At 56.5% G+C, this 22,095-nt stretch carries 15 protein-coding genes; 5 read left to right on the top strand and 10 right to left on the bottom strand.

Annotation, left to right across the window (positions count from 1 at the left end):
- Positions 1-91 precede the first annotated feature (91 nt).
- Positions 92-364, top strand: a complete 273-nt coding sequence (locus tag BTUS_RS05705) for an acylphosphatase (RefSeq protein ID WP_013075163.1) — start codon at positions 92-94, stop codon at positions 362-364.
- Here BTUS_RS05705 and BTUS_RS05700 read toward each other — a convergent pair whose 3' ends face one another.
- Entirely contained in the window at positions 365-3,091 is a 2,727-nt protein-coding gene (locus tag BTUS_RS05700) for a bifunctional acetate--CoA ligase family protein/GNAT family N-acetyltransferase (protein WP_218917982.1), read from the bottom strand.
- 354 nt (positions 3,092-3,445) lie between these two features.
- Here BTUS_RS05700 and BTUS_RS05695 point away from each other — a divergent pair, with 354 nt between their 5' ends.
- Together BTUS_RS05695 and BTUS_RS19225 are read left to right on the top strand one after the other, a co-directional pair.
- Positions 3,446-5,221, top strand: a complete 1,776-nt coding sequence (locus tag BTUS_RS05695) for an NADPH-dependent assimilatory sulfite reductase hemoprotein subunit (protein WP_013075161.1) — start codon at positions 3,446-3,448, stop codon at positions 5,219-5,221.
- 149 nt (positions 5,222-5,370) lie between these two features.
- Positions 5,371-5,460 carry a LacI family DNA-binding transcriptional regulator gene (locus BTUS_RS19225; protein WP_197945607.1) on the top strand — a complete coding sequence of 30 codons (90 nt, stop codon included), beginning with the start codon at positions 5,371-5,373 and terminating at the stop codon, positions 5,458-5,460.
- Between the two features lie 102 nt (positions 5,461-5,562).
- Here the strand turns inward: BTUS_RS19225 and BTUS_RS05690 are convergent, their stop codons facing one another.
- Genes BTUS_RS05690 through BTUS_RS05675 form a run of 4 tightly spaced genes read right to left on the bottom strand, consistent with a single transcriptional unit; the run spans position 5,563 to position 9,938 of the window.
- A complete protein-coding gene (locus BTUS_RS05690; RefSeq protein WP_013075160.1) occupies positions 5,563-6,363 on the bottom strand; it encodes a thioesterase family protein in 801 nt (266 codons plus the stop codon).
- Positions 6,364-6,380: 17 nt separating this feature from the next.
- Positions 6,381-7,949 (bottom strand): AMP-binding protein, encoded by a 1,569-nt coding sequence (locus BTUS_RS05685; RefSeq protein WP_013075159.1) that lies wholly within the window; start codon positions 7,947-7,949, stop codon positions 6,381-6,383.
- Positions 7,927-9,546 carry an acyl-CoA dehydrogenase family protein gene (locus BTUS_RS05680; protein WP_013075158.1) on the bottom strand — a complete coding sequence of 540 codons (1,620 nt, stop codon included), beginning with the start codon at positions 9,544-9,546 and terminating at the stop codon, positions 7,927-7,929. Before BTUS_RS05680 ends, BTUS_RS05685 begins: the two co-directional genes overlap by 23 nt.
- A complete protein-coding gene (locus tag BTUS_RS05675) occupies positions 9,543-9,938 on the bottom strand; it encodes a MerR family transcriptional regulator (protein ID WP_013075157.1) in 396 nt (131 codons plus the stop codon). Before BTUS_RS05675 ends, BTUS_RS05680 begins: the two co-directional genes overlap by 4 nt.
- Before the next feature lie 185 nt (positions 9,939-10,123).
- On the opposite strand from BTUS_RS05675, the gene BTUS_RS05670 reads away from it, so the two are divergent.
- Both BTUS_RS05670 and BTUS_RS05665 read left to right on the top strand, forming a co-directional pair.
- Positions 10,124-11,914 carry a methyl-accepting chemotaxis protein gene (locus tag BTUS_RS05670; protein WP_013075156.1) on the top strand — a complete coding sequence of 597 codons (1,791 nt, stop codon included), beginning with the start codon at positions 10,124-10,126 and terminating at the stop codon, positions 11,912-11,914.
- An 81-nt stretch (positions 11,915-11,995) separates the two neighbouring features.
- Entirely contained in the window at positions 11,996-12,505 is a 510-nt protein-coding gene (locus BTUS_RS05665; protein ID WP_013075155.1) for a LysM peptidoglycan-binding domain-containing protein, read from the top strand.
- A 267-nt stretch (positions 12,506-12,772) separates the two neighbouring features.
- Here the strand turns inward: BTUS_RS05665 and BTUS_RS05655 are convergent, their stop codons facing one another.
- The 5 genes from BTUS_RS05655 to BTUS_RS05635 form a co-directional block, all read right to left on the bottom strand.
- Positions 12,773-13,345 (bottom strand): acetone carboxylase subunit gamma, encoded by a 573-nt coding sequence (locus tag BTUS_RS05655; RefSeq protein WP_013075153.1) that lies wholly within the window; start codon positions 13,343-13,345, stop codon positions 12,773-12,775.
- Between the two features lie 4 nt (positions 13,346-13,349).
- Complete coding sequence (locus BTUS_RS05650) at positions 13,350-15,641, bottom strand: hydantoinase/oxoprolinase family protein (RefSeq protein WP_013075152.1); 2,292 nt, start codon at positions 15,639-15,641, stop codon at positions 13,350-13,352.
- A 40-nt stretch (positions 15,642-15,681) separates the two neighbouring features.
- Complete coding sequence (locus tag BTUS_RS05645; protein WP_013075151.1) at positions 15,682-17,889, bottom strand: hydantoinase B/oxoprolinase family protein; 2,208 nt, start codon at positions 17,887-17,889, stop codon at positions 15,682-15,684.
- Between the two features lie 186 nt (positions 17,890-18,075).
- A complete protein-coding gene (locus tag BTUS_RS05640; protein ID WP_123809237.1) occupies positions 18,076-20,025 on the bottom strand; it encodes a sigma-54-dependent Fis family transcriptional regulator in 1,950 nt (649 codons plus the stop codon).
- 28 nt (positions 20,026-20,053) lie between these two features.
- Positions 20,054-22,018, bottom strand: a complete 1,965-nt coding sequence (locus tag BTUS_RS05635) for an acetoacetate--CoA ligase (protein ID WP_013075149.1) — start codon at positions 22,016-22,018, stop codon at positions 20,054-20,056.
- Between the last annotated feature and the right edge of the window lie 77 nt (positions 22,019-22,095).

Here is a 22,095-nt window from a genome sequence, read left to right as displayed (position 1 = left end):
TATTATAAGATCAGAGGAGGATTTGGGAAAGAATTCCGAACCGTCGTTATCACCGGCACCCCGAAAATTTGAGGTAGGGAGGGTCATACGGATGATTCACCAACACCTCGTGGTCCATGGCAAAGTCCAGGGCGTGGGGTTTCGCGCCTACACCGCGAGACAGGCCGCCAACCTCAACATCCGCGGATGGGTGCGAAATCATCCCGAGGGTACCGTGGAAATCAACGCCGCGGGCTCCGCGGAGGCTATGGAAGCCTTTGTCCGCGCCGTCAAAAAAGGCCCACCCGGATCCCGGGTGGACCTCGTGGAAATCAGGTCCCTGGATGTGCCCTTGACCGATCAAACGTTCACCATTCGGCGATGATTACCGACTGGCCCGGGCGACCCGCACCCGGGCGTCCACAATTCGGCACCCCCGGCCGGGCTCCAGGGCCATCACCGGGTTGAGGTCGAGCTCCACCACTTCGGGCAACTCCTCCACCATGCGGGACAGGCGGAGGAGCAGGTCCTCCACCGCCGGAATATCGGCCGCGGCATGACCCCGGTAACCTTCAAGCAGCCGATAGCCCCGGATGCCCCGGACCATCTCCCTGGCCCCGCGATCTGTCAGGGGCGTGACCCGAAACACCACATCCCGAAGCACTTCGACGTAAATCCCTCCGAGACCGAAAGCGATCAGCGGGCCGAACTGGGGATCGGTGGTCACCCCCACCATCAGTTCCACCCCACCCTGAATCATCGGCTGCACCAGGAACCCGTCCAACTCATTCTCCCTTCCGGCCTGGGCAAGCCGCTCACGGATACCCTGGCAAGCGGCACGGACGGCCTCCCCGTCCGTCAGTCCAAGCACCACCCCGCCCCATTCCGATTTATGGAGGAGCGTGCGGGAGACCATTTTCACCACGACTGGAAAGCCGATCTCCCGAGCCAGCGCCGCCGCCTCTTCCGGCGTTGCCGCCACCCGGCCCCCGGCCCAGGGCAGGCCGAAACAGGTGAAAAGATCGGCGATTGTCCCGGGGTCCAGCCAACTGGCACCAGCAGCCAGTTGTTCTTTGATCAACGCCCGGGCCCGGTCAACATCGAGATCATCAAAATCAGGAATGATTCCCTCCGGGGTAGCGCGCCACACCGCGTATCGGTAGGCCCGGGCCAGAGCCCGGGCGGCACCCTCGGGGAAGCGATAATTCGGGATCAACATGTCCCCGACCCGGAGGGCGGCGGGCACGCTCTGGCCCATCAGCACCGTGGCCACAGGTTTTAAAATCCCTCGGTCACGCATCGTTCCCAGGGCATCGGTGATGTTCTGGGCGACCTCTTCCGTTGCGGTCAGTCCCACCGGAAGGAAAATCACAATGACCGCATCGTATTCGGGACTGGCCAGGATTTCTTCGAGGACTCGTCGATACTGGTCCGCCGTGGCCGAGGCAATCATGTCGATGGGATTCCTGCGGCTCGCCGTGGCTGGCAGCACCTCGCCCAACCTCTTCTGCAACTCCGGAGAGGTTTCGGGCAGGCTTAACCCCATGCCCGCCAGAACGTCGGCCGCCAAAATTCCCGGCCCTCCGGCGTTCGTGACCACCGCGATCCGTTTCCCGGCAGGCAGCGGCTGGTATGCCAGCAATGCCGCGATGTCGAACATCTCTTCCAAAGTGTCCGCTCGGATCACCCCGGCTTGTTCGAATAGGGCGTCCACCATCGTCTCGTTCGCCGCCAAAGCCGCCGTGTGTGACCCCGCCGCCCGGTGCCCCACTTCCGTCCGCCCGCTTTTCACCACGAGCACTGGCTTTTTCCGTCCCACCCGCCGGGCGATCCGGGAGAACCGGCGGGGGTTGCCAAAGGACTCCAGGTACAGAAGGATCAACCCGGTGTTCGGATCCTCTTCCCAATACTCCAGAAGATCATTCCCTGAAACGTCCGCTTTGTTCCCCACACTGACAAAATTCGACATGCCGAGTCCCATCTCCGCCGCATATTGCAAAATGGCGATCCCCAAAGCTCCGCTTTGAGAAGACATGGACACCGGACCATAGGGTGGGAAAATCGGCGAGAAACTGGCGTTCAAGCGAATCTTCGGATATGCGTTCAAGAGCCCGAGGCAATTCGGCCCCACGACCCGCATCCCATAACCCCGGGCCGTTTCGATCAACTGAGCCTGCATGGCCCGACCCTCGGCTCCCGTTTCGGCGAATCCCGCTGTGATGACCACCACCGCCCGAACCCCCGCCCGCCCGCACTCTTCAACAGTGGGGATCACCGCATCTCGGGGGACCGCAATCACCGCCAGATCCACCTTCTCCGGAAGTGCCGACACCGATGGGTAGGCCGGCACTGAGCCGACGACCCTGGCGGAGGGATTGACGGGATAAACCGGGCCTTCAAAACGATTCATCAACAGATACTCAAAGATCCGCCTCCCGATGGCGTCCGGATTCCTCGAAGCACCGATCACCGCGACGCTCTTGGGTTGAAAAAAGGGCCGAAGGGAGGCGACGGTGGCGATTCGCTCCCGCCTCTCTGCCCCTTCCACACTGCGGCGGTTCGGGCGAATGGCAAAACCCAGGCGCAATGGAGCACCTTTTTCCTCCGTCTTGATTTCAAACCCACTGTCTTGAAACACCTGCAGCATCTCGCAATTGTCCGGGTCCACCGTCGCAGTGAAAAAGTCCAGGCCCCGCCGAAGCGCCATCAGCGCCAGCTGTTCCAGCAAGATCGTGCCAAGACCCAGTCCCCGCTTGTCTTTCCGGACCAAAAACCCCACCTCTGCCGACGGCTTCGAGAGGTCGGACTGAAACCACCCCCCCACAGCGATGAGACCGTGCTCATCCCTGTCCCCCTGAAAGACCCCGAGAAGGGTCCGTGCCCCGGACCCGTCGGCCCCATCTTCGACGCCGAACAGCCGCTGCAATCGGACATCGCCCGTCTCCCGGCGCACGAACGCCCGTAATCTGTCATCCATCCCGTCCACCGACCGGAGTAGGGCCGTCCGGCCATCCCGGAGGATCACCCGGCCTGCCCCCGGAGCATCCTGGGGTATAAGCGGTTCCACATATTCAGCCCTTGACCCCGCCCGCATGCCATCGTCCTTCGCCATCCGTATCCCACCCTTTCGGCCTGTCGTCCACCCGTCTTTCGCCATCCCTATGTAACAGATTCGGCCATTTCCATCCCGGCCATCCCCACACCTCCATCACGGGAAGGCCGACCTTCAGTAAGTGCAAATTTCATCTATAAGTATTCTATACACAATCCGTTGCACCTGTAAACGGGGTGTCCCAAACCACGACGGACCCAGCCCGCAGATCTAGTACATGGGAACGAAGACAATCCTTCGTTATTTTTTTATCGAAAATACCAAGTTAACAGCCCTGATATTGATAATTACCCGGAATTTATGTATAATCCAATCCGAATCGATGACATTCCCAATGAGAAAGAAGGCGATGAGATGAGCGACTCCCATTCCCCCACCAAGAATGAAACGATAAAAGCCCGCAGCGATTATCTTCGGGGCACCATCGCTTCAGAGTTGGCCGAAAACACTGCCTCCTTCTCGGATGAGAACCGAGAGATTCTAAAATTCCACGGTATTTATCAACAAGACGACCGGGATCTGCGCCCGCAATTGAAAAAGCAAGGCCAAGAACCACACCACCAGATGATGATCCGGGCCCGGATCCCGGGGGGCATCGTCACCCCGGAGGCCTATCTGGTGTTCGACGAACTCAGTGACCGTTATGGACAAGGAAGCCTGCGAATCACCACCCGCCAAACGTTCCAGTGGCACGGAGTTCTGAAGGGCAATCTCAAAAAAACCATTCGGTCGATCAACGAACAGTTGGTCACGACTCTGGGAGGATGTGGCGATCAGGTTCGGAACATCATTCTGTGCCCGGCGCCCCTTAACACCCCTTTTCGGCGGGAGTTGGAAAATGTCCTCAAAAGTTTGGCGGACGCCCTGTCGGCGAAGACGCCCGCCTACCACGAAATCTGGCTGGACGGCCAGCGGGTGGACGTCGGTGCCGACGAGGCAGGTGCGGAAATATACGGCACCTCCCAGCCGGTGAGCGCGGGTGCTGAGGTGGCCGATCCCGTTGAGCCTCTCTACGGTCAAACGTATCTTCCGCGCAAGTTCAAAGTGGCTTTGGCCATTGAAGGGGACAATTGTGTGGATGTGTACACCAACGACCTCGGCTTGGTCGCCCACGGCACCAAAGAGCACCTGGAGGGTTTCACCGTGTTGGTGGGTGGCGGAATGGGGCGAACCGCTTCCCGGCCCGATACTTACCCGCGGTTAGCCACCCCTCTGGGGTTTGTAACCCCCGACCAAATCATCCCCCTGGCCCGGGCGGTGGTCTCGGTCCAGCGAGATTATGGAAACCGCTCTGATCGCAAACAGGCTCGCCTAAAATACCTCCTGGACAACCGGGGGTTAGAATGGTTTCGGCACGAGGTCGAGCAACGCTTGGGATGGGAGTTGCTCCCAGCACGTCCCTTGCACTGGAAAAATACAAATGATCACCTGGGCTGGCATGATCAGGGGGATGGAAGAGGATGGTTGGGGATTTTCATCCCCAGCGGCCGCATTCGAGATACGGGATCGTTTCGGATGAAGACGGCACTGAGGGAAATCGTCAGTCGTTACCGACCGGGGATTCGCCTTACTCCCGAGCAAAACCTTCTTCTCACTGGCCTTGATCCCGGAGTGAGAACAGAAATTTCGAAGGTGCTTCACCAATTCGGTGTTCCTTTGGCGGAAGAGTTGCCTCCGGTCCAGCGCCTCGCCATGTCCTGTGTCGCCCTACCCACCTGCGGACTGGCGGTGGCGGAATCAGAACGAGCGCTTCCAGGGCTTCTCGAAAAGTTGCAACAAACCCTGGCCGAAGTCGGCCTGGCTGACGAACCCCTCAGCGTCCGCATGACCGGCTGCCCGAACGGCTGTGCCAGGCCCTACGTGGGGGACATTGGACTGGTGGGTCGGAGCCCCGGGCGATACGACATCTGGGTGGGCGGAGATTCGGTGGGAACCCGGCTTGCCTCTCTCTACGAGACCTTAGTTCCTTACGAGGAACTGGTGAATGTCTTGCGGCCGCTGCTCGTGGCGTTTCAACGCCATCGCCGTCCCGGGGAACGTTTCGGAGACTTCTGCACCCGGGTGGGGCTCCAACACCTTCGGGAAATCGCGAAGACCAGCGAAACATCGCCAGCCCAAAAGGGTCTATGACCCTGCGTTGTGAACCCATCTCCATTGTCGTAACATGCCGACCGGTACAAAGGGCGACAGGGCAGGGAGCGGCTCGCCCTCTTTAGAACTCCACTCCCTGCCGCCCCCGGCCCCCGCCGTCGGGCAATCCCTGAGTCACCATCCGCCAGGTGGCGGAACGGGCAGGGGTTTCCACCACCACGGTATCCAGGGGCCTCAATCGCTCGGCCTTGGTCAACAAACGGCTGCGCCGGTTTTAAAAAGGGAACCTCGTGGATCAAGGTCAACCCCCGTTTACACGTCGATCAACGTCAAAACTGCCTTGTCCGATCCGAATTCGATCACCCATTAGTATCCTAAGCTTAGCGCCGGCAAACCACGAGGGTCTGATGGGCGAAACCCACCAGGCCCTGGCGATCGTACAATTTTGTGGATGTTACACCGATTCCCGGTAGATCAATCCTGGTTCTAGCATCGACGCCGATCCATTCTCCCATGGGCATGCGAAAAAGGGAAACGGTGAGGTCGGCATTGGTGTACACGTACTGGTCAAAGGGCAACACCCAGCTGATGCCGTTTCCAAAATCTGCCGAAGCCGCCGCACGCCCCATGGGGGTCAGAGGCTCTCCATTGGTCAACGGATGGCGCAGCCGGAACCACACCGCCGCCGGACCCGGCTCCGTCACGCTGCCCGTCACCAGCCGCGCCTCCATCGCCGTACAGTAGAATGAGCGCTGTTCGGGCATCCCCGGTATCCGAAAGGCCGGCCCGTTTTCAGGGAACGGAAGCTGGTCATTCGGTTCACCCTCATCCGCCCGGGACAGGATCACCCCTTCCGGGTCGATCCTGCCCGTCAGGGCGTAAGCCCGGGCCACCTCCCGGTCGCCGGCAGACAAGGAGGCCGTCCAGCGGCCAACGCTGCGTCCCGCCGCCCCCGTCACGTGGTAGGTTAGAGGACACAGCGGTACTGGACGCAGGAGTTCCACCGTGAGGCGAACCACCCGCTGGGGTTCTGCCGCCCTTTCGATGAGCTGGGCAAACAGACCTGCCGGAGCACCGCCATGTTGGGCATTGGGATCCCAGGGCCCCCGCGCCAGTTCAGTCGGGTAGACGGTGTTCTCTTTCACGATAAAAACGCTATCAGATAAGCCAATGTCAGCCAAAGACGACTCCACTCCTTTCAGGCGAGCCCCAACATCTTTCGCAGAGAGACTTTATGAACTTTCCCCGCACTGGTCACCGGCAGGTTGTCGAGAAACACGAAATCATCTGGCACCCAGAACTTAGTGAGCTTTCCGGCATCGACCAGTCCCCCGAGGTAAGCTCGCAATTCCTCGGGGGAGATCGGCGTCCGGGGCCGAATCACCGCCAGCGGCCGTTCCCCCCATCGCTCGTCCGGTTTTGCCACCACCACGGCTTCAATGACCTTTGGGTGTTCGGACAGTAAACTTTCCAACACTCCACAAGGGATCCATTCCCCGCCGCTTTTGACCGCATCTTTTTCCCGATCCACCACATATAAAGTCCCATCGTCTTCCAAAACGGCAAGATCCCCGCTGCGGAACCAGCCATCTACATAACTCTCCCGGGTTCTCTCCGGATCGTTGTAGTATCCCTGGGGCAACCAAGGGCTGCGCACCCACACCTCGCCGATGGTTTTTCCGTCCCGGGGAACGGCCAACCCCTCTCGGTCGCGCACCTCGATTTCCACCATAGGAAGAGGCCGGGTGCGGGTGGCCAGAATCCGACCGGCCTCCGCGGAAGTCGGGTCCACATGTTCAGGAACCACCGAAATGCTCGCCCCCAACTGATCCGAACCGCCATAGATCAAACTGTAGGTTACACCCCGATCCCGGGCCGCCTGGGCGAGACCCGAAGAAAGCGGACTCCCACCGGTCAAAACCTTGAGCCCCAAAGGCTCGTCCCCCGCCGCATCCAACAGCATTTGCATTTGAGTGGGGACCATGTTGCTCCAAGTCACCCCTTCGCGACGAATCAGCGCAAGCTGTTCCGCAGGACCCGCCCGGCCGGGAAGCACCAGCTTCGCCCCCAGATAGGGAACGAATATCGCCGATCCCCAACCGTGAATATGGAAAAATGGAATCAAGGGCATAAACACGTCGCCGGTCCCCACCGACGCACCCGTCCGATACAAAGCGAGATGGTGGGCGATTTGCAACGAGGCCAGGATAACATCACGATGCCGATACATCAATCCCTTGGGCCGCCCCGTGGTCCCCGTGGTATAAAAAATCGAATACGGATCAGCCTCATCAATCCTATCCGCCCCGTCCGGCTCCACCAGGCGCCCCTCGGCCACCAACGCCTCATAGGTGAGAGCACCGTCTTCCGGATCAGCCCCGTCTCCCATCCACACCCACCGGGAAACGGTCGATCTCAACGGCCGGACCGCCTCAGCAAACCCTTCCCACGCGAAAATCCACTCGTCTTCGGCATGCCGGATGGTATAGGCAAGATCCTCAGCGGCCAGGCGAAAATTCAAAGTATGAATCACCGCACCCAGCATGGATAACGCATAGTGGAGCTCCAGATACCGATGGCTGTTCACGTCCAGCACCCCGACCACCGTCCCCCGGCCGACGCCCATGCGCCCCAGGCGATCCGCCAGCCGCACCACCCGATCGTACATCTGGGCATAGGGGAGCCGTACGTCCCCGCTGACAATCTCCGACTCCGGACGGCTGAGCAGCGTGTGCCGCAGCAGTTCATGAACGACGAGCTTCTTCATACTGGGCTGCACCTCCCCACACCTGAGGTTCCTGCAACGCCCAGGCGGGATACTCCTCGCCCCGCAAGAAGCGATGGGCATACAGCGTCGCCAACCGGCTGTACCGCTCACCGCCGGTCTCCGCCAACCGGTACAGCAGCGCCACCTGAGCGGCGTCAGCCATCTGGACCACCCAGTGTTTGGCATACCATTGCAGCTCTTCAGGGTTCAGCCCCGCCGCATCTGTAAACACCTTCTCGATCGTTTCCCTCGCCCATCCGGCCTCGACCGTCCCCACCTTTTCCAGGATTGGGATAAATTCTGCCAAAAATCCTTCATGGGCATTCTTCTTTTGCACCGTCTCCAGAAGATCCAAGGCCTGGATATTGCTCGGCCCTTCCCAAATCGGCGTGATCAGCGCCTCCCGGTGCCACCGGGCCACAGCGTATTCCTCCAGGAACCCCAGGCCTCCGAACAGTTCCATCGCCAGCCGCGTGATCTCCGCCGCGTGGTCGGCCGTGCGATTTTTCGCCAAATGGCTGAGGAACCTGGCGTAGTGGTACGCCGGGGAATAGGGCGGTCGCTCGTGCCATGCCCGCTGAAAAGCCTCCACGGCGTGAAAGCCCAGGACCGTTCCCCCGACCAGTCGGACGGCCATGTCCACAAGGTCTCGTCGGACCAAGGGGTGGTCCTGCAGGGCCCGGCCGAAGGAGTGACGCCGGCGAACCCGCTCCATCACCTCGAGATGCGCTTTTTTGGCGATGCCCATGCCCGCCACGGCGTTCGCCAGCCGGGAGACCGTGAGATTCTCCAAAGTATAATAGATCCCTTGCTCCGCCCGGCCGACGAGATACGCCTCGCTATTCTCCAATTCCACTTCCCCGGAAGGTACCGCCCGGGTGGCACTCTTGTCCTTCAGGCGCCTGACCCGATAATTCAGTTCGCCGGCCCGGTTGAGCCGGGGGACGAGAAACAGGGCCAGTCCCTTTGGCCCCGCCGGAGCCCCTTCCGGCCGGGCCGTCACGATGGCGACATCGGTCAATCCGGCACCACTGGCAAAATATTTATCCCCTGTCAGCCGCCACACCTCTCCGTCCGGTCGGGCCACGGTGGTGTTGGCCCCCAGGTCGCTGCCCCCCTGGTTTTCAGTCATCCAAGTGGCGCCGAACATCTCCCCCGCCAAGAGCTTTTCTTTCCACTCCGCGTGCGCCGGGGCGTACTTGTGGATCGCATAAGCTGTTTGACCGGTGATGGTGATCACACAGTACAGCCCCGGATCCGCCAGAAGATATCCGAGCGCGTAGTGGTGATGCCACCCTCCACCCTCATAGGGGACGCGATTCATCGGGGCGATCTCTTTGAGCAATCGCGTCTCCACCGGGGACAGGCGAACCCGATCCACCCGCCTCCCGTCTAGGTCGTGCATCACGAACACCGGGGGCGCATCGTGATCGATGTGGTAGATCGCTTCATACACATCGGTGCCCGCCAACGCACCAAAGGATTCCAGTTCGGGCGCGTACTCTTTCCAAGAAGGCCAATAGTGCGACAAAATCACCTGCAGATCTCGATCCTCCAACCAATGGTTGAGGCCGTACGCATAGGACTGATGCCTCATGATTCCGCTCCTCCCCGGATTTTTTCGGCAAGCAGGCGCTCCATCCTCGCCCGCAAATCCAGCAACTCTTCGCGAATCGCCTCAAGATCCCGAATCTGTGCCTCGATCTGGGCCAACTTCTCGTCCCCTTTTCGAATCACCTCCCGCAGCTGATACACTTCGGTGGGATCGAGATCGTACAAATCGAGCAACTCCTGAATCTCGTCCAAGTGAAAACCCAGTCGCCGCCCCCGCAGAATGAGTTGCAGCCTGACCCGATCCCGTTCGGAATACACCCGCCGAGAACCTTCCCGCTCCGGACGCAGTAATCCCAATTCCTCGTAATAACGGATGGTACGGGTGGTGGTGTCGTACATCTGGGCCAGATCCGAGATCGTATACTGCCGGGACACCGATCATTCCCCCTGGACTGTCACATTGTTCTGGTGTCGATTCTAACATAACGTTTACGGAAACGTCAATAACGCCGAAAACCGACCTACGGCTGGACATGAACCCCTGAGACATTGACCACCATAACTTTTCACGATAAAATAATTCAAACAACGATTGTGATTGTGGTATGGGGGGCTTTCGGGTGATCGATCGGGCAAAGTGGAGAGGGAAAGGGCCACAGGAACCAACTCGGACGGGCAAGAAATCGGAGATCCAATCAGCTCCTGAAGTTACCGATCAGTTAACATTTCTCCATTTGTCCGCACGGGACTTGGAAACGGTGCGGGCTTTGAAAAGTGACATCAAGGCTGTTGTCCACGAGGTGGCTGCAGAGCATTATGATCGAATTGAAGAGATCCCGGAGTTGCAAGCGATCATGGACCGCCACAGCAACCGGGAACAACTGACGGGGACATTTGTTCATTATTTTACAAATTTATTTTCAATAGAAGACTTTGATGATAACTTCGTCAACACCCGCCGAGCGATCGGACGGATTCACAGTCAAGTCCATCTCCCCGCCAAATGGTACATCGCCTCCTATATAAGACTTTACGAGCATCTCATCCCGCGATTGGTACATAGTCATTCCAGAAAGCCGGACCAATTGGCTGACATCTTGCTTTCTGTGTTAAAAGTGATCTCCTTTGACATGCAGTTGATTCTCGAAGCCTACGAGGAGGAGACCGAGTTCCGGTTCATCGATCACATCTCGGGCATTATGGAGTCGATTCTGAAGATTGACGGAACGGCGAACATCCTGGAGGCGTCTGCGACGTCAAAAAACCACGCAGAAGGGATCAGCGCCGCCGCCGAACAACTGACGGCATCCATTCGAGAGGTCGCCCAACAGGCTAGCCGGGTCGCCGACTATTCCGACCAAGTGATTCACCATGTGGAATCCGGCCGCCGCGTCATTCAGGAATCCCTCCAGGGTATGACAGATCTGGGGGAGTCGTTCAAAGCCGCCCGGGAGAAGATCGTCGGATTATCGAACGCTGCCGAGGATATTTCCCACATCGCCAGTCTCATCCGCAAGATCGCCGATCAGACGAACCTCTTGGCCCTGAACGCGGCTATCGAGGCGGCTCGGGCTGGAGATCACGGTCGGGGATTTGCGGTCGTTGCCTCCGAGGTGCGCACCCTGGCCGATCAGACGAAGGAGTCGATTCATCGGATCGCGGGGACTGTGGAACAAGTGCAACGGGAAACCCGGGTCGTTCGGGAGTTGGCTGACCAGGTCGTCGACAACCTCGGCCTCCGGGTGGCGCAATCCCGGGATGCGCTCCGGACCCTTGAGGAGATTGTCAGCCAGGTGGGACACATGGCGGAGTTTTTCAATGAAGTAGCGGCGACCACCGAGGAACAGGCTGCGGCCACCGATGACATCGCTGCGCGCATCGATCACGTCCTGGGCGATGTGGCCCGCACCGATGATGAGGCGAACCGGATCGGAAATCAGATCCATGAAACCAGTGTTCAAGCCAATCGCCTGCGCCTCGAACTCATTGGCAACATCCCTCGTTTGGAAGACGCGCAGCTGGTCCGCGTGGTCATTACGGAGCACCTGCTGTGGAAATGGTGGTTGTACAACATGATCCTCGGTTACCATGTGATCGATGAAAAAGAGTTGCTCGATCATCGCCGGTGCCGCCTGGGACAGTGGTACGAACAGGCCCGGAATCGGTCGCCCTTGTCCTCCATGGATTCTTTCCGGGCCATTGAAGAACCCCACATCCAGGTGCATCGGCTCGCGGAGGAGATTCACCGGCTCATCCTGGCGGGGGAAAAGGCTAAGGCGCGAAGCCGCTTGGCGGATCTGGAACGGGCATCCCAGGAAGTGGTGGGACATCTGAGGCAGTTGTTGCAAGATCTCAAAACGGGAAAGGCGCAGACTCTCCATGCCGCTGTATCCGGCGCGAACACACGTTAACCTGGGGGACAGCCGCACACCTTGGGCCGGATTCGCATACAATGGGGCAAATTTCCGGTGACAAGAGGTGGAAAACCGCCGATGAATGCCCTCAGGCCCTGTCCACCGCGAACGTTTCCTTATTTTGTGAGGCCGGGTGATACGCTGTATCACTTGGCCCAGCGTTATCGGACCACCGTCGGTGCCATCATCTCGGCCAATCCCTTCGTCGACCCGTACCATCTTCGCATCGGACAACAGCTCTGCATCCCTCATCAGCCCATCTACCCGGCGTGCCCAGAAGGAAATTACTACACCATCCGCCCCGGGGACACCCTGGCTGCCATTGCACAATTTTTCAACGTTTCCTTGGCCGATCTCATTGAGGCAAACCCGGGGATCGATCCCTACCACCTGCGAGTGGGGCAGATCATCTGCATCCCCCTCGCCGTTCCGCCGGTCACCTGTCCCCACCGCTATATCGTTCAGCCCGGCGACACCTTTTACTCCATTGCCCAACGGTTTAATATTTCAGTCGACGCTTTGATGAGGATGAATCCCCACGTTCGTCCCGAGGCCCTGCTCATCGGACAGACGATTTGTCTGCCGTGACCTCACCGTTGCAGCAGGCACCCATTCTCTCCGCCCTGTGCATTTACGCGCTGAATTACTTTTTCACGTTTAAGCGCATCGTCGCGGAAAAGGTTACCCGGACCAAATTATCGGCCACCTTGGCAGTTATAACCGCCCCGTGGACCTTTCTCCTGCCGACCTCGTGGTTTTACCCAGGCATGTAATCAGACAAACGGGCGGCAGCCTCACCGCCCGTTTAACCCTGAGTCAAGATTTTGTCGGCAACCCATCCAATGCTTCTTGTTTTCAGTGATTTACAGTGAAATGTGTTTTCACATAGTCCGCCGTCAGGTCTTCAAATGTATGATCGTCCACAGGCAATTCGCGTCTAAGCCAATCTCTGTAAAGGGTTTGAATGTCAGGTAGAGCGTCAAAAGTAGGAGGATATCCAACCGGGACCGCCTCGACCTCAAGCAAAGTAAGGCAACCAGGACAATAATACTCCCTCAAAACCTGCCAACCTGGTTCAGCATGCATATACTGGGGATAAATTTCGTGAAATTCCTCCGATGACTCGCGGACATAAACTCTCGCCTTCACTTTCCAATTCACACGATAGTCCTCGAATTCGTATCCGCAGGTACATTTCACAATCGCTTTTTTCTTTGTTCCTTCAGTCTTGGACACGATGCAAAGGTGATCGGAAAGCGGAAGAATCACACGCTCAGTCCAGGGCACCTTCTCCTGAAAATACGCCACCAACGCATCAAAGGCTTCGGGGTCCTTCTGTCCCGCGATCACCCGAAACAGCTCCTGGGTAGAAATTCGTCCCTCCAGCATATCGGCAATTCGCTGGATTTTCTCACGACTGACCGCCATGATCTCACCTTCCCTTATACATCGCTACATCCTCGCCGGGCCGGACCACCCAGAACACCCGTCGGCGGTCCATATAAAGCCGATACTCCGGCGGAACTAGAATAGTCGTCGCGGGCGACTCCACCAAACACGGACCTGTCAACACATTCCCTGCCCGAACCCGATCCATTTCATATACATCCGACTCATGCCAGGTGCCGTTCCAAAATATCGGTCTGTGGTCTTTTCGACAGCCTTGCGCCGGTGTTTCACCGTCCAACGACTCTTCCGGCACAGTGGGCCTTACACTTTCGTAATACCCCGTGACTACAGCCCGAGTAATTTGGTACCCAAACTCGGTGCTCCGAGCTGCCCGGGCATATACCTTGTCAAAACTCACTTCGAATTGCTCCGCCAATTCAGAGAGAGTTTCCGGTTTGATCTCTGGGGCCCCAGTCTGTACTTCCAGATCATCCAACATACCGGCGTAGCGCATCCGCGCACCAAACACAAAACGCAATCGAGTCGGATCCAGACCCTCCCGAGAGGCTTCCAGCTCAATCTGGCCTTTCAGAGAACTCCACGCTCGGCTCAGCTGGTCCAGCGCGACCTGATTCAACACACCTCTCATGGCGGCTTCCAACCGCAGACCTTGGGCTAACTGTTCATCGACATTGCCCTTGACATCAGGAGGTAAGGTATCGTAAGCACCACGCATGATCTGCAACGCGATTCCAGTGGGATCTACACCCGGTGGAGGTGGCACAAAAATATCCGTGGAAATTTCCTGTCGTACACCATATTCCCCGCAAGCCGCACCGAACGCGGAAAAGCCCGGGGCCCAGGTTGGAATCATCACTCCGGCCAGGTCCAGACCATGGGTGTACCCAATGGCGTGAAGGGGACCTCCACCCCCATATCCAACGAGATGAAATACCTCTGGTCCGAATCCCATTCCGAGCATGACCTGTTGCAAATGAAGCTTGAGCGTGAGATTGGCCAGGTTGTGAACTCCCCAAGCCGCTTCGAATACATCGATACCCAGACGGTCCGCGATTTGCTCCTTGAACAGCCGCGTCGCTCGCTCCCGATCCAATTTTACCTGGCCACCCAGAAAGTTATCCGGATTTAGATACCCGAGAATGAGGTTGGCATCGTTAACGGTTACGGTGTCGACCCCACCTTCGGGCCAACACACCCCCACACGGTACCCCGCACTGTCGGGACCGAGGCGAACCCGTTGGGTAACCGGATCCACCCGGACAAACGATCCGGTACCGGAACCAATTGAATCGACCGCTACCATCGGTGTATTTACCCAAAACTGATCGATGATTCCCGAATCCCGAAGTACAATCTGTCCATTGATCACCGCTCCGACGTCGAAAGTCGTCCCGCCTACATCCGTCGCAATTAGGTACTTGAGATCATAAACGCTCCCGAGAAACTGGGCCCCGATGATGCCGCCCGTCGGGCCCGAATTCACGGTATGAATCAGTTGATCGTAAGCAGTGGAAACCGTGGTGCCATAGTTAGTCAGTAGCCGTACTCCCGCATGGCTGCCTTGATCCCTGAACGTACCCTCAAGATCTCTCAACTGATCCCGGGACGGTTCCGCCGCGTAAACCTGAATCACCACAGCGTTCAGCCTTCCCGCCTCCCCCAAGATCGGGTGTACCCGGTGAGAGAGAAACACTGGGATCTGCATCCCCCGCTCCTTCAGTATGTCGCTGACGATTTCCGCGGTACGGATTTCGTGAGACGGATTGACGAAAGAATTCAAATAGCAGATGATAATCGCTCTAGCGCCCCGATCCAAAAGGTCCAAGGTTGCCTCACGCACATCCTCTTCATAGAGGGGGATCATCACTTGACCCGTTTGGAGGACCCGCTCCCGCACCCCTTTGATAAAATCTCGGCTTACGAGAGGATCCGGATGAAAGTGGGACACCGCATGCAGTCGTTCTGGGAGGGACAAATGATGCCAAGACTGTCGCGCCCGGCCAAACCGTAGTGTATCTTCAAAGCCGGAACTGGTCAAAACCCCCAAAGGTGCCATACCGGTCCGGCTCACCACACGGTTCAGCATTAACGTTCCAGTGTATACGACCAATTCTAATCCCGACACGGCCTCTTGAAGGTTTATATCCCACTGGCCCGCCGCATCTTTTAAAGACTCCATGATCCCTTTGGAAACCGCGTCAGGGGTGGTTTGCGCTTTACCCACCACAAACTGGCCATTGGTATCGATCAGTATCGTGTCGGTCATCGTGCCACCGGTGTCAATGGCCAAGATTCGCGTTTGACGTTGGGTCATACAACTTCCTCCTTTCGAGAAGAATGGCTTGAACCAGATATTATAAGGTAAATTCCTCCGGCAACTGCCACACTGCCCGATATTCCTCCCACCATCTTGGCCCTACATCCGCCAACTCCGCATACATAGCACGCACAACCGGGGTGAGCTCCCCGCTGAGGACGCGGTTTCGTTCTCGGTGATAAAATTCGGCAAAATCCACCGAACGTTCACGCCGAGTTCGACGGATCTCCGCCCGTTTCACTTCGGACTTTTTTCGATCGACGACAAATCCTCCATGTAGATCCCGTGATGCTATAATGCCGTAAACGCTTTCCATGATGCGTTCCGTGTAGATCCCGTCATTCAGATCCCTTTCGCACAGCTCAATCGGACGCTCCAACGGATCTCCATATCCCGGGCCACCGTTATATTTCATGTAGATCAAGTCGCCCTGATCAAACGGTCGAGGGTAGTAGGTGCCGTACGGCAATCGGGTGACCTCTGCAGAAGGGAGTTTGTTCACCTCAGGGGAATCTGGGTCGTCCCCTTGGGGATAAGGTTGATGGTTCCGCCACAACTGCTCAATATCCGTTTTTCTCACGTGCAACGTATAGGATGCGAACGCAGGATAGCCACCGCAGTTCCCTGCATTGGTAAACACCATGCCCTGGTTTAAGCTGAAAGCTTGAGCCCCGGCGACCCCGTAGAACAAACCCATCGTTTCAAAACCGGCGCCCCCTCTTCGACGCCCGTAGCCGGCACTGTTCGGTTTGATGCGACGGGAAAGGTAACGCAGGCCCATTTGCAACCGCTCCCACTCCTCAACGTCCCCCATGTCCGACTCGGGGTTCCACATGGCATAACCGTGGTCAATGCCGTCCCTGGTTGCATTAGCACCCATTCCAACGGCGGAAATTTCAAATGTCGTGATCGGTGCATAGACCCCCTTGGGTTCCCCTGTCGTACCGCTCAGTACCATTCCCCCTTGGGTTGGATCTGCGGTCATCCCGTACCCGGACGCCCCTTCTTCCACATAGCCGCGACTCAAAAATCCTCGTTGAAGCGACCGATATAATCCCGTGTAAATCGGAATTGTCAGGTACCAAGGCGTTTGTCTGGATAAATCGTACACTTCATTGTTGTTAAGCCATGTGCGCGGTGGACGATAGGTCTCAAGGGCCAAATTGTATCCCTCATTAACCACTTCACTGTACCCGAGCATCTGCGAAAGAACGACCCACAATGCCCCAAGGACGGAAGCCAACGCAGTGTTCCACGCCCACGGGCCGTAACCGCTGTTACCCTCAAAGTCAAGCCGCAATGTTCCGTCCGCCTTGACCACCACTTCTAACGGCAAATGATGCAATGTGTCCCTCTGAGCTTGAGGTTGCCAGGCCTCCTTGGAAAAAGGGGTATCTACAAAGGCGGTTGCACGAAATCGTCCTGGTATCAACCGTTCTTTCACTCGAGCCAGGAAATTCCGACGAGAGAACTCAATGACTTCTCGGGACAGACGAAGATAGAAATCCAATCCGTACTCGTCGATAAATTGAATCACCGCGCGCTTGATCATTTCTGCCCCGGCAATGCGCGCTTTTTCATCCAGGTCGTAGTATAGAGGGGTTCGCACCCCTTGCCTTGATCGCAACAGATAGTGTGGCAGCAATTTTCCCTGTTCCCCGATTTTCTCATTGGTCATGTACAGCCCGTCTTCATAGCGAGACGTGGCCGCAACAATGTCGTGGCCCGGGGTTACGCCTCCAATATCGACTTGATGCGTCACCCCGCCCGCCCAGCCCACCAACTCACCCTGATAGAAAATCGGTACCAAGGTATGAATGTCTGTCGTGTGCACGTTACCGAGAGCTGGGTCATTATTGGAGTAAATGTCGCCTTCGCGTATCCCGGGAAACTCCTCGTAGCCCGCCTCGATCATTTGCTTAATGTCTTCACTCATGGTGTGAACATGGACAATAATGCCGGTCGATAACGCGACCGCATCCCCGTCCGCGGTAAAGAGAGCAAAACACGTCTCACCAAGACTCCGCGTGAGCGGCGATGCAGCAATGTGAACAGCCACCTCCCGGGCGGTCACCGCCGAGGCAATCAGTTTCGTCATGGCTTCTTCCCACCGAAAGGGATTCTTGTCGCGCAACTCTAATTCGACGAGACCGGCATAATGCCCCGTGTTCCGCGTCCGTTCAGCCACTTCCTGCACCAACTGTTTCAGACTCACTCGAGTAGACGCTCCAACCGAAAATGCCATTTTTCCCCCTCCCTAGTTCTGATCAATGAATTGTTGTTCCGAGAGACACGATAAGCAACTATCGTGCCAGCGATTACAAGACATGAAAAAAGCGCCCTCGGCGCATGGTTAACGTCTCAGTTTATGTCTCACTGTCTCACACTGTCGCTTTGCAACAATGAGGCTCAGCGTGTATACCCCAAACCTCTAGATTAAATTGAATAGTTTCATTTTCCTGTACATAGTTGCTCGGGAAATTCCCAGGGTTTGGGCTGCTTCAGTCACATTTCCACCGCTCTCTCGTAAAGCCTGTTCAACCAGAGAGCGGTGGATGCTTCTGCGTTTTTTGGCCGTATCCACGGACGGTGCATTTTCAAAGGGCCCGGCCAGACAAATGTGCCGCGGCTCAATCACATTGCCATCGCACAAGAACACAGCCCGTTGGAGAACATTTTTCAATTCTCGAATGTTCCCTGGCCAGGAATGTTCGGTCAGACGTTGCATCGCTTCAGGAGATAGTCGGACGGAGGTTCTTCCCATCTCTTTGGCAAATTGCCGTAGAAACGTATCCACGAGAAGTGGGATATCTTCGGAACGTTCCCGCAAGGAGGGTAAGCGGATCCATAAAGCTGACAGACGATAGAATAAGTCTTTTCGGAACCGACCACTCTGCACTTCCTGGTCCAGGTTCTTGTGGGTAGCAGTGATCACCCGAACATCTACGTGAATGGGGCGCGTTCCACCAACGGGAACTACTCGCCCTTCCTCCAGCACGCGCAACAATAGACTTTGGCAATCGATCGGCAACTCAGCGATTTCGTCCAGAAAAATGGTCCCTTTGTCTGCCAAAAGGAATTTCCCTCGTTGACCGTGCTTTTTTGCGCCCGTAAACGCCCCTTCCTCATAACCAAACAGCTCACTCGCCGCCAATTCTCGTTGGAGAGTTCCACAATTGACAGCTACAAAAGGACCGGAACGACGAGGTCCCGAAGCGTGGATCGCATGAGCAAAAAGCTCTTTCCCTGTGCCTGATTCCCCCGCCAGAAACACCGGAGCCGAAAGATTCGCCGCCTTGTGGGCAAGTCGTTTCGCCTCGAGTATGACAGGAGTTCTCCCTATTATAGAGTCCATCGTGTAATGGGTTGTCCAATCGACCGGGGACATCGCCTTGCTCTTCGAAAATGATTTCGCCGTAAATTTTCCGCCGGATGTTGGCATCATGAGACACAACACACCCAAATCCAGTCCCCATAATCGGTACGGAATCACCTTTAACAGCGTCCGTACATCCCCCTCCCCCAATCTAAATTCTTGTACGTATGTCCCATGATCTTGCCCGGTGAGCAATTCCGGAGGACCGTCCACAACGGGCAATGGTTCGCCCGAACGTATCCCTGCAGCCATCGCCTGGGCATTTGCCCACGTCACATACAAGTGCCGGTTCAATAAAAACGCAGGCTTATCCAACTCTTGAACAAGGCCAAAAAAGGCGTCCGAAATCGCATTCTTGTGTAAATCTTGCCCGATTCGATTCGCAGCCCATTGAATGAGTGGAAGATTGTGAGTTTCATACCACTGACGTCGGCTTGTAATGTCGAGAACACCCAACAGGGTCCCCGTTAAAGGCTCGGAAATCGGAACCGCCGAACACGCCCATTCATGCCAACCTGCACAATAATGTTCCGCACCAATGACTCGAACAGGGTGTTTTTCGATGACAGCCGTCCCGACGGCGTTCGTGCCCGCTCCACTCTCGCTCCAATCGGCACCTTCAAAAAAGTGTCGATGTTTCACATGTTTCAGTAAGTCATCGTTATCAACCGTGACTTGCAGTAGCAGCCCCGTGTGGTCACTCAACGTGACCACCGCCTGATCAGAACCATGCTCCCGCTGAACGTACCTCATTATCGGTAACGCAACCTCGATCATTTCCCGGTAAAAGGACGAAATATGCTGAACTTCGGCGCGTTTCATGCGGATAGGGGCCGCATCTGTGCTGAAAGCGACCCCCATGCTTTTACACCTCTCCCAAGATGATTTAATCGGTTTACGCAGCTTTGGATCAAGAATGCCGTCTTTAACCCACGCTTCCCATCGATTCACTTGTTCACCCGTCTGCACAATTGACAATTGGTGATCTGAAAACGGTGTATTCACGACGATCACCACCTCGGATTGTGACCTCTTAGGTGTTTAACTGTTTCGCCAGTTCGATAAAGAACTTAAGGGATTGGGGATTACTCATCGAATCAGGGTTGACGGCTCTCTCCAAAGAGTAACCCAACAGGATTTTGCGAATTGGAACTTCCATCTTTTTTCCATTCAGTGTTCGAGGCACTTCATCGATCACGTACACTTCGTCCGGCACGTGGCGGGGCGAAACCGTCTCCCGAATCCGCTTTCGAATGGCTGCTTTCAATTGATCCGTCATCACAACCCCCGGCTTTAACACAACAAACAAAGACAGACACGAAGGTCGACCCAGTAGTTCCAAGTCTACCACCAAACTGTCAGCAATCTCGTCCAACCCTTCTACGGCTCGGTAAATCTCGCTTGTCCCCATCCGAACTCCATGACGGTTGATCGTGGAATCCGATCGTCCATAGATCACACAACTGCCGTCCGCATAGAATTTGATCCAATCCCCATGTCGCCATACGCCCGGATACATTTCGAAGTAACTTTCCCGATACCGGCTCATCTCTGGATCATTCCAGAAGTATAAAGGCATGGAAGGCATGGGACGCGTGATCACCAGTTCTCCTACTTCACCGATGATTGGTTGACCGTTGTCGTCGTAGGCTTCCGCCTTCACGCCGAGCATGGGTCCCTGCATAAGACCTGCCTTGACGGGCAAGAGCGGACAGGGACCGACAAAGGGTGTACAGACGTCTGTCCCTCCACTCCCGGGAGCCAACCAAATGTCCTTTTTAACCTTTTGATACACCCATTCAAAACCGTCAATGGTCAGCGGCGACCCCGTCGATCCGATCGCCCGCAGCTTTGAAAGGTCGTGATCCTTACCCGGTTCAAGCCCCGCTTTCAGGCAGCTCTGAATATATCCCGCACTTGTTCCAAATGATGTCATCCCCGTCTTTTCCGCAAATTCCCACAATACATCGAGATTGGGATAGCCGGGATGACCATCGTAGAGAAGAATGGTGGCCCCAGATAAGAGGGCGCCCACGGTGAAATTCCACATCATCCATCCAGTAGTGGTAAACCAGAAAAAGCGATCCCCTGGCTGAACGTCAAAATGCAGTTGGTGGACTTTGAGGAGCTCCAAGACAATATTTCCGTGGCCGTGAACAATTCCCTTGGGGTGACCCGTTGTACCCGAAGAATACAACACCCACAACGGGTGTTCGAATTCTACAGGTTCAAAATGCAGTTCGGCCGGTGTCCGAACAATATCGTTCCACATCACCGCGTTCTCCACCCCGCCCCCGTCCAACCCAATGTAGGGCACGAACACCGTCTTCTCCAATGTGGGCAGAGATCGCTGCAGATCCTGTACTACTTCGGTTCGATCATAGACTTTTCCACCATACTGGTACCCATCCACCGCAAAGAGCACCTTTGGTTCGATCTGTTTGAAGCGATCCACTACCGTCACAGCACCGAAATCGGGAGAACAACTCGACCAGACAGCGCCGATGCTCGCAGTGGCCAAAAAAGCAATCACGGTCTCCGGGAGGTTCGGCATATAGGCCACCACTCGATCCCCCGGCCGGACGCCGTATTCCCGAAGATGAGCGGCCACCGAGGCCACGGACCGGGACAGTTCGTCCCAGCTCACGATGGTAAGGGGGCGATGCTCAGACTGGAATAACAAGGCCGGTCGATCGCCTGGCCTTCCCCGGAATACATGCTGAGCAAAGTTGACACGAGCGCCGGGGAACCACCGAACCCCAGGCATCTCATGACCTTCCATCACCCGTGTATAGGGGGTCGGGCTCTGTATTTGAAAATACTCCCATATCGACGCCCAAAACGACTCGAGATCGTCCACAGACCAACGCCACAATGATAAAAAATCAGGGAATACTAAACCCTTTTCTCTCTCCAACCAATGCATATATTGTGACATTCCAGAGGTTTGTTTTAAATATGTAGACGGTTCCCATAAAATTTCCCCTTCTGAAATCATGAGAGAGCCTCCTTCACATGCATCCTTTTCGCTGGCGCGGAGATATGGGTTTGATAAACATTATAGACCAAAGGAGG

Source organism: Kyrpidia tusciae DSM 2912 (genome assembly GCF_000092905.1).
GTDB classification, from domain to species: Bacteria; Bacillota; Bacilli; order Kyrpidiales; family Kyrpidiaceae; genus Kyrpidia; species Kyrpidia tusciae.
The sequence above is the reverse complement of the archived record's forward strand: the minus strand, read 5'-3'. Positions and strand labels throughout refer to the sequence as shown.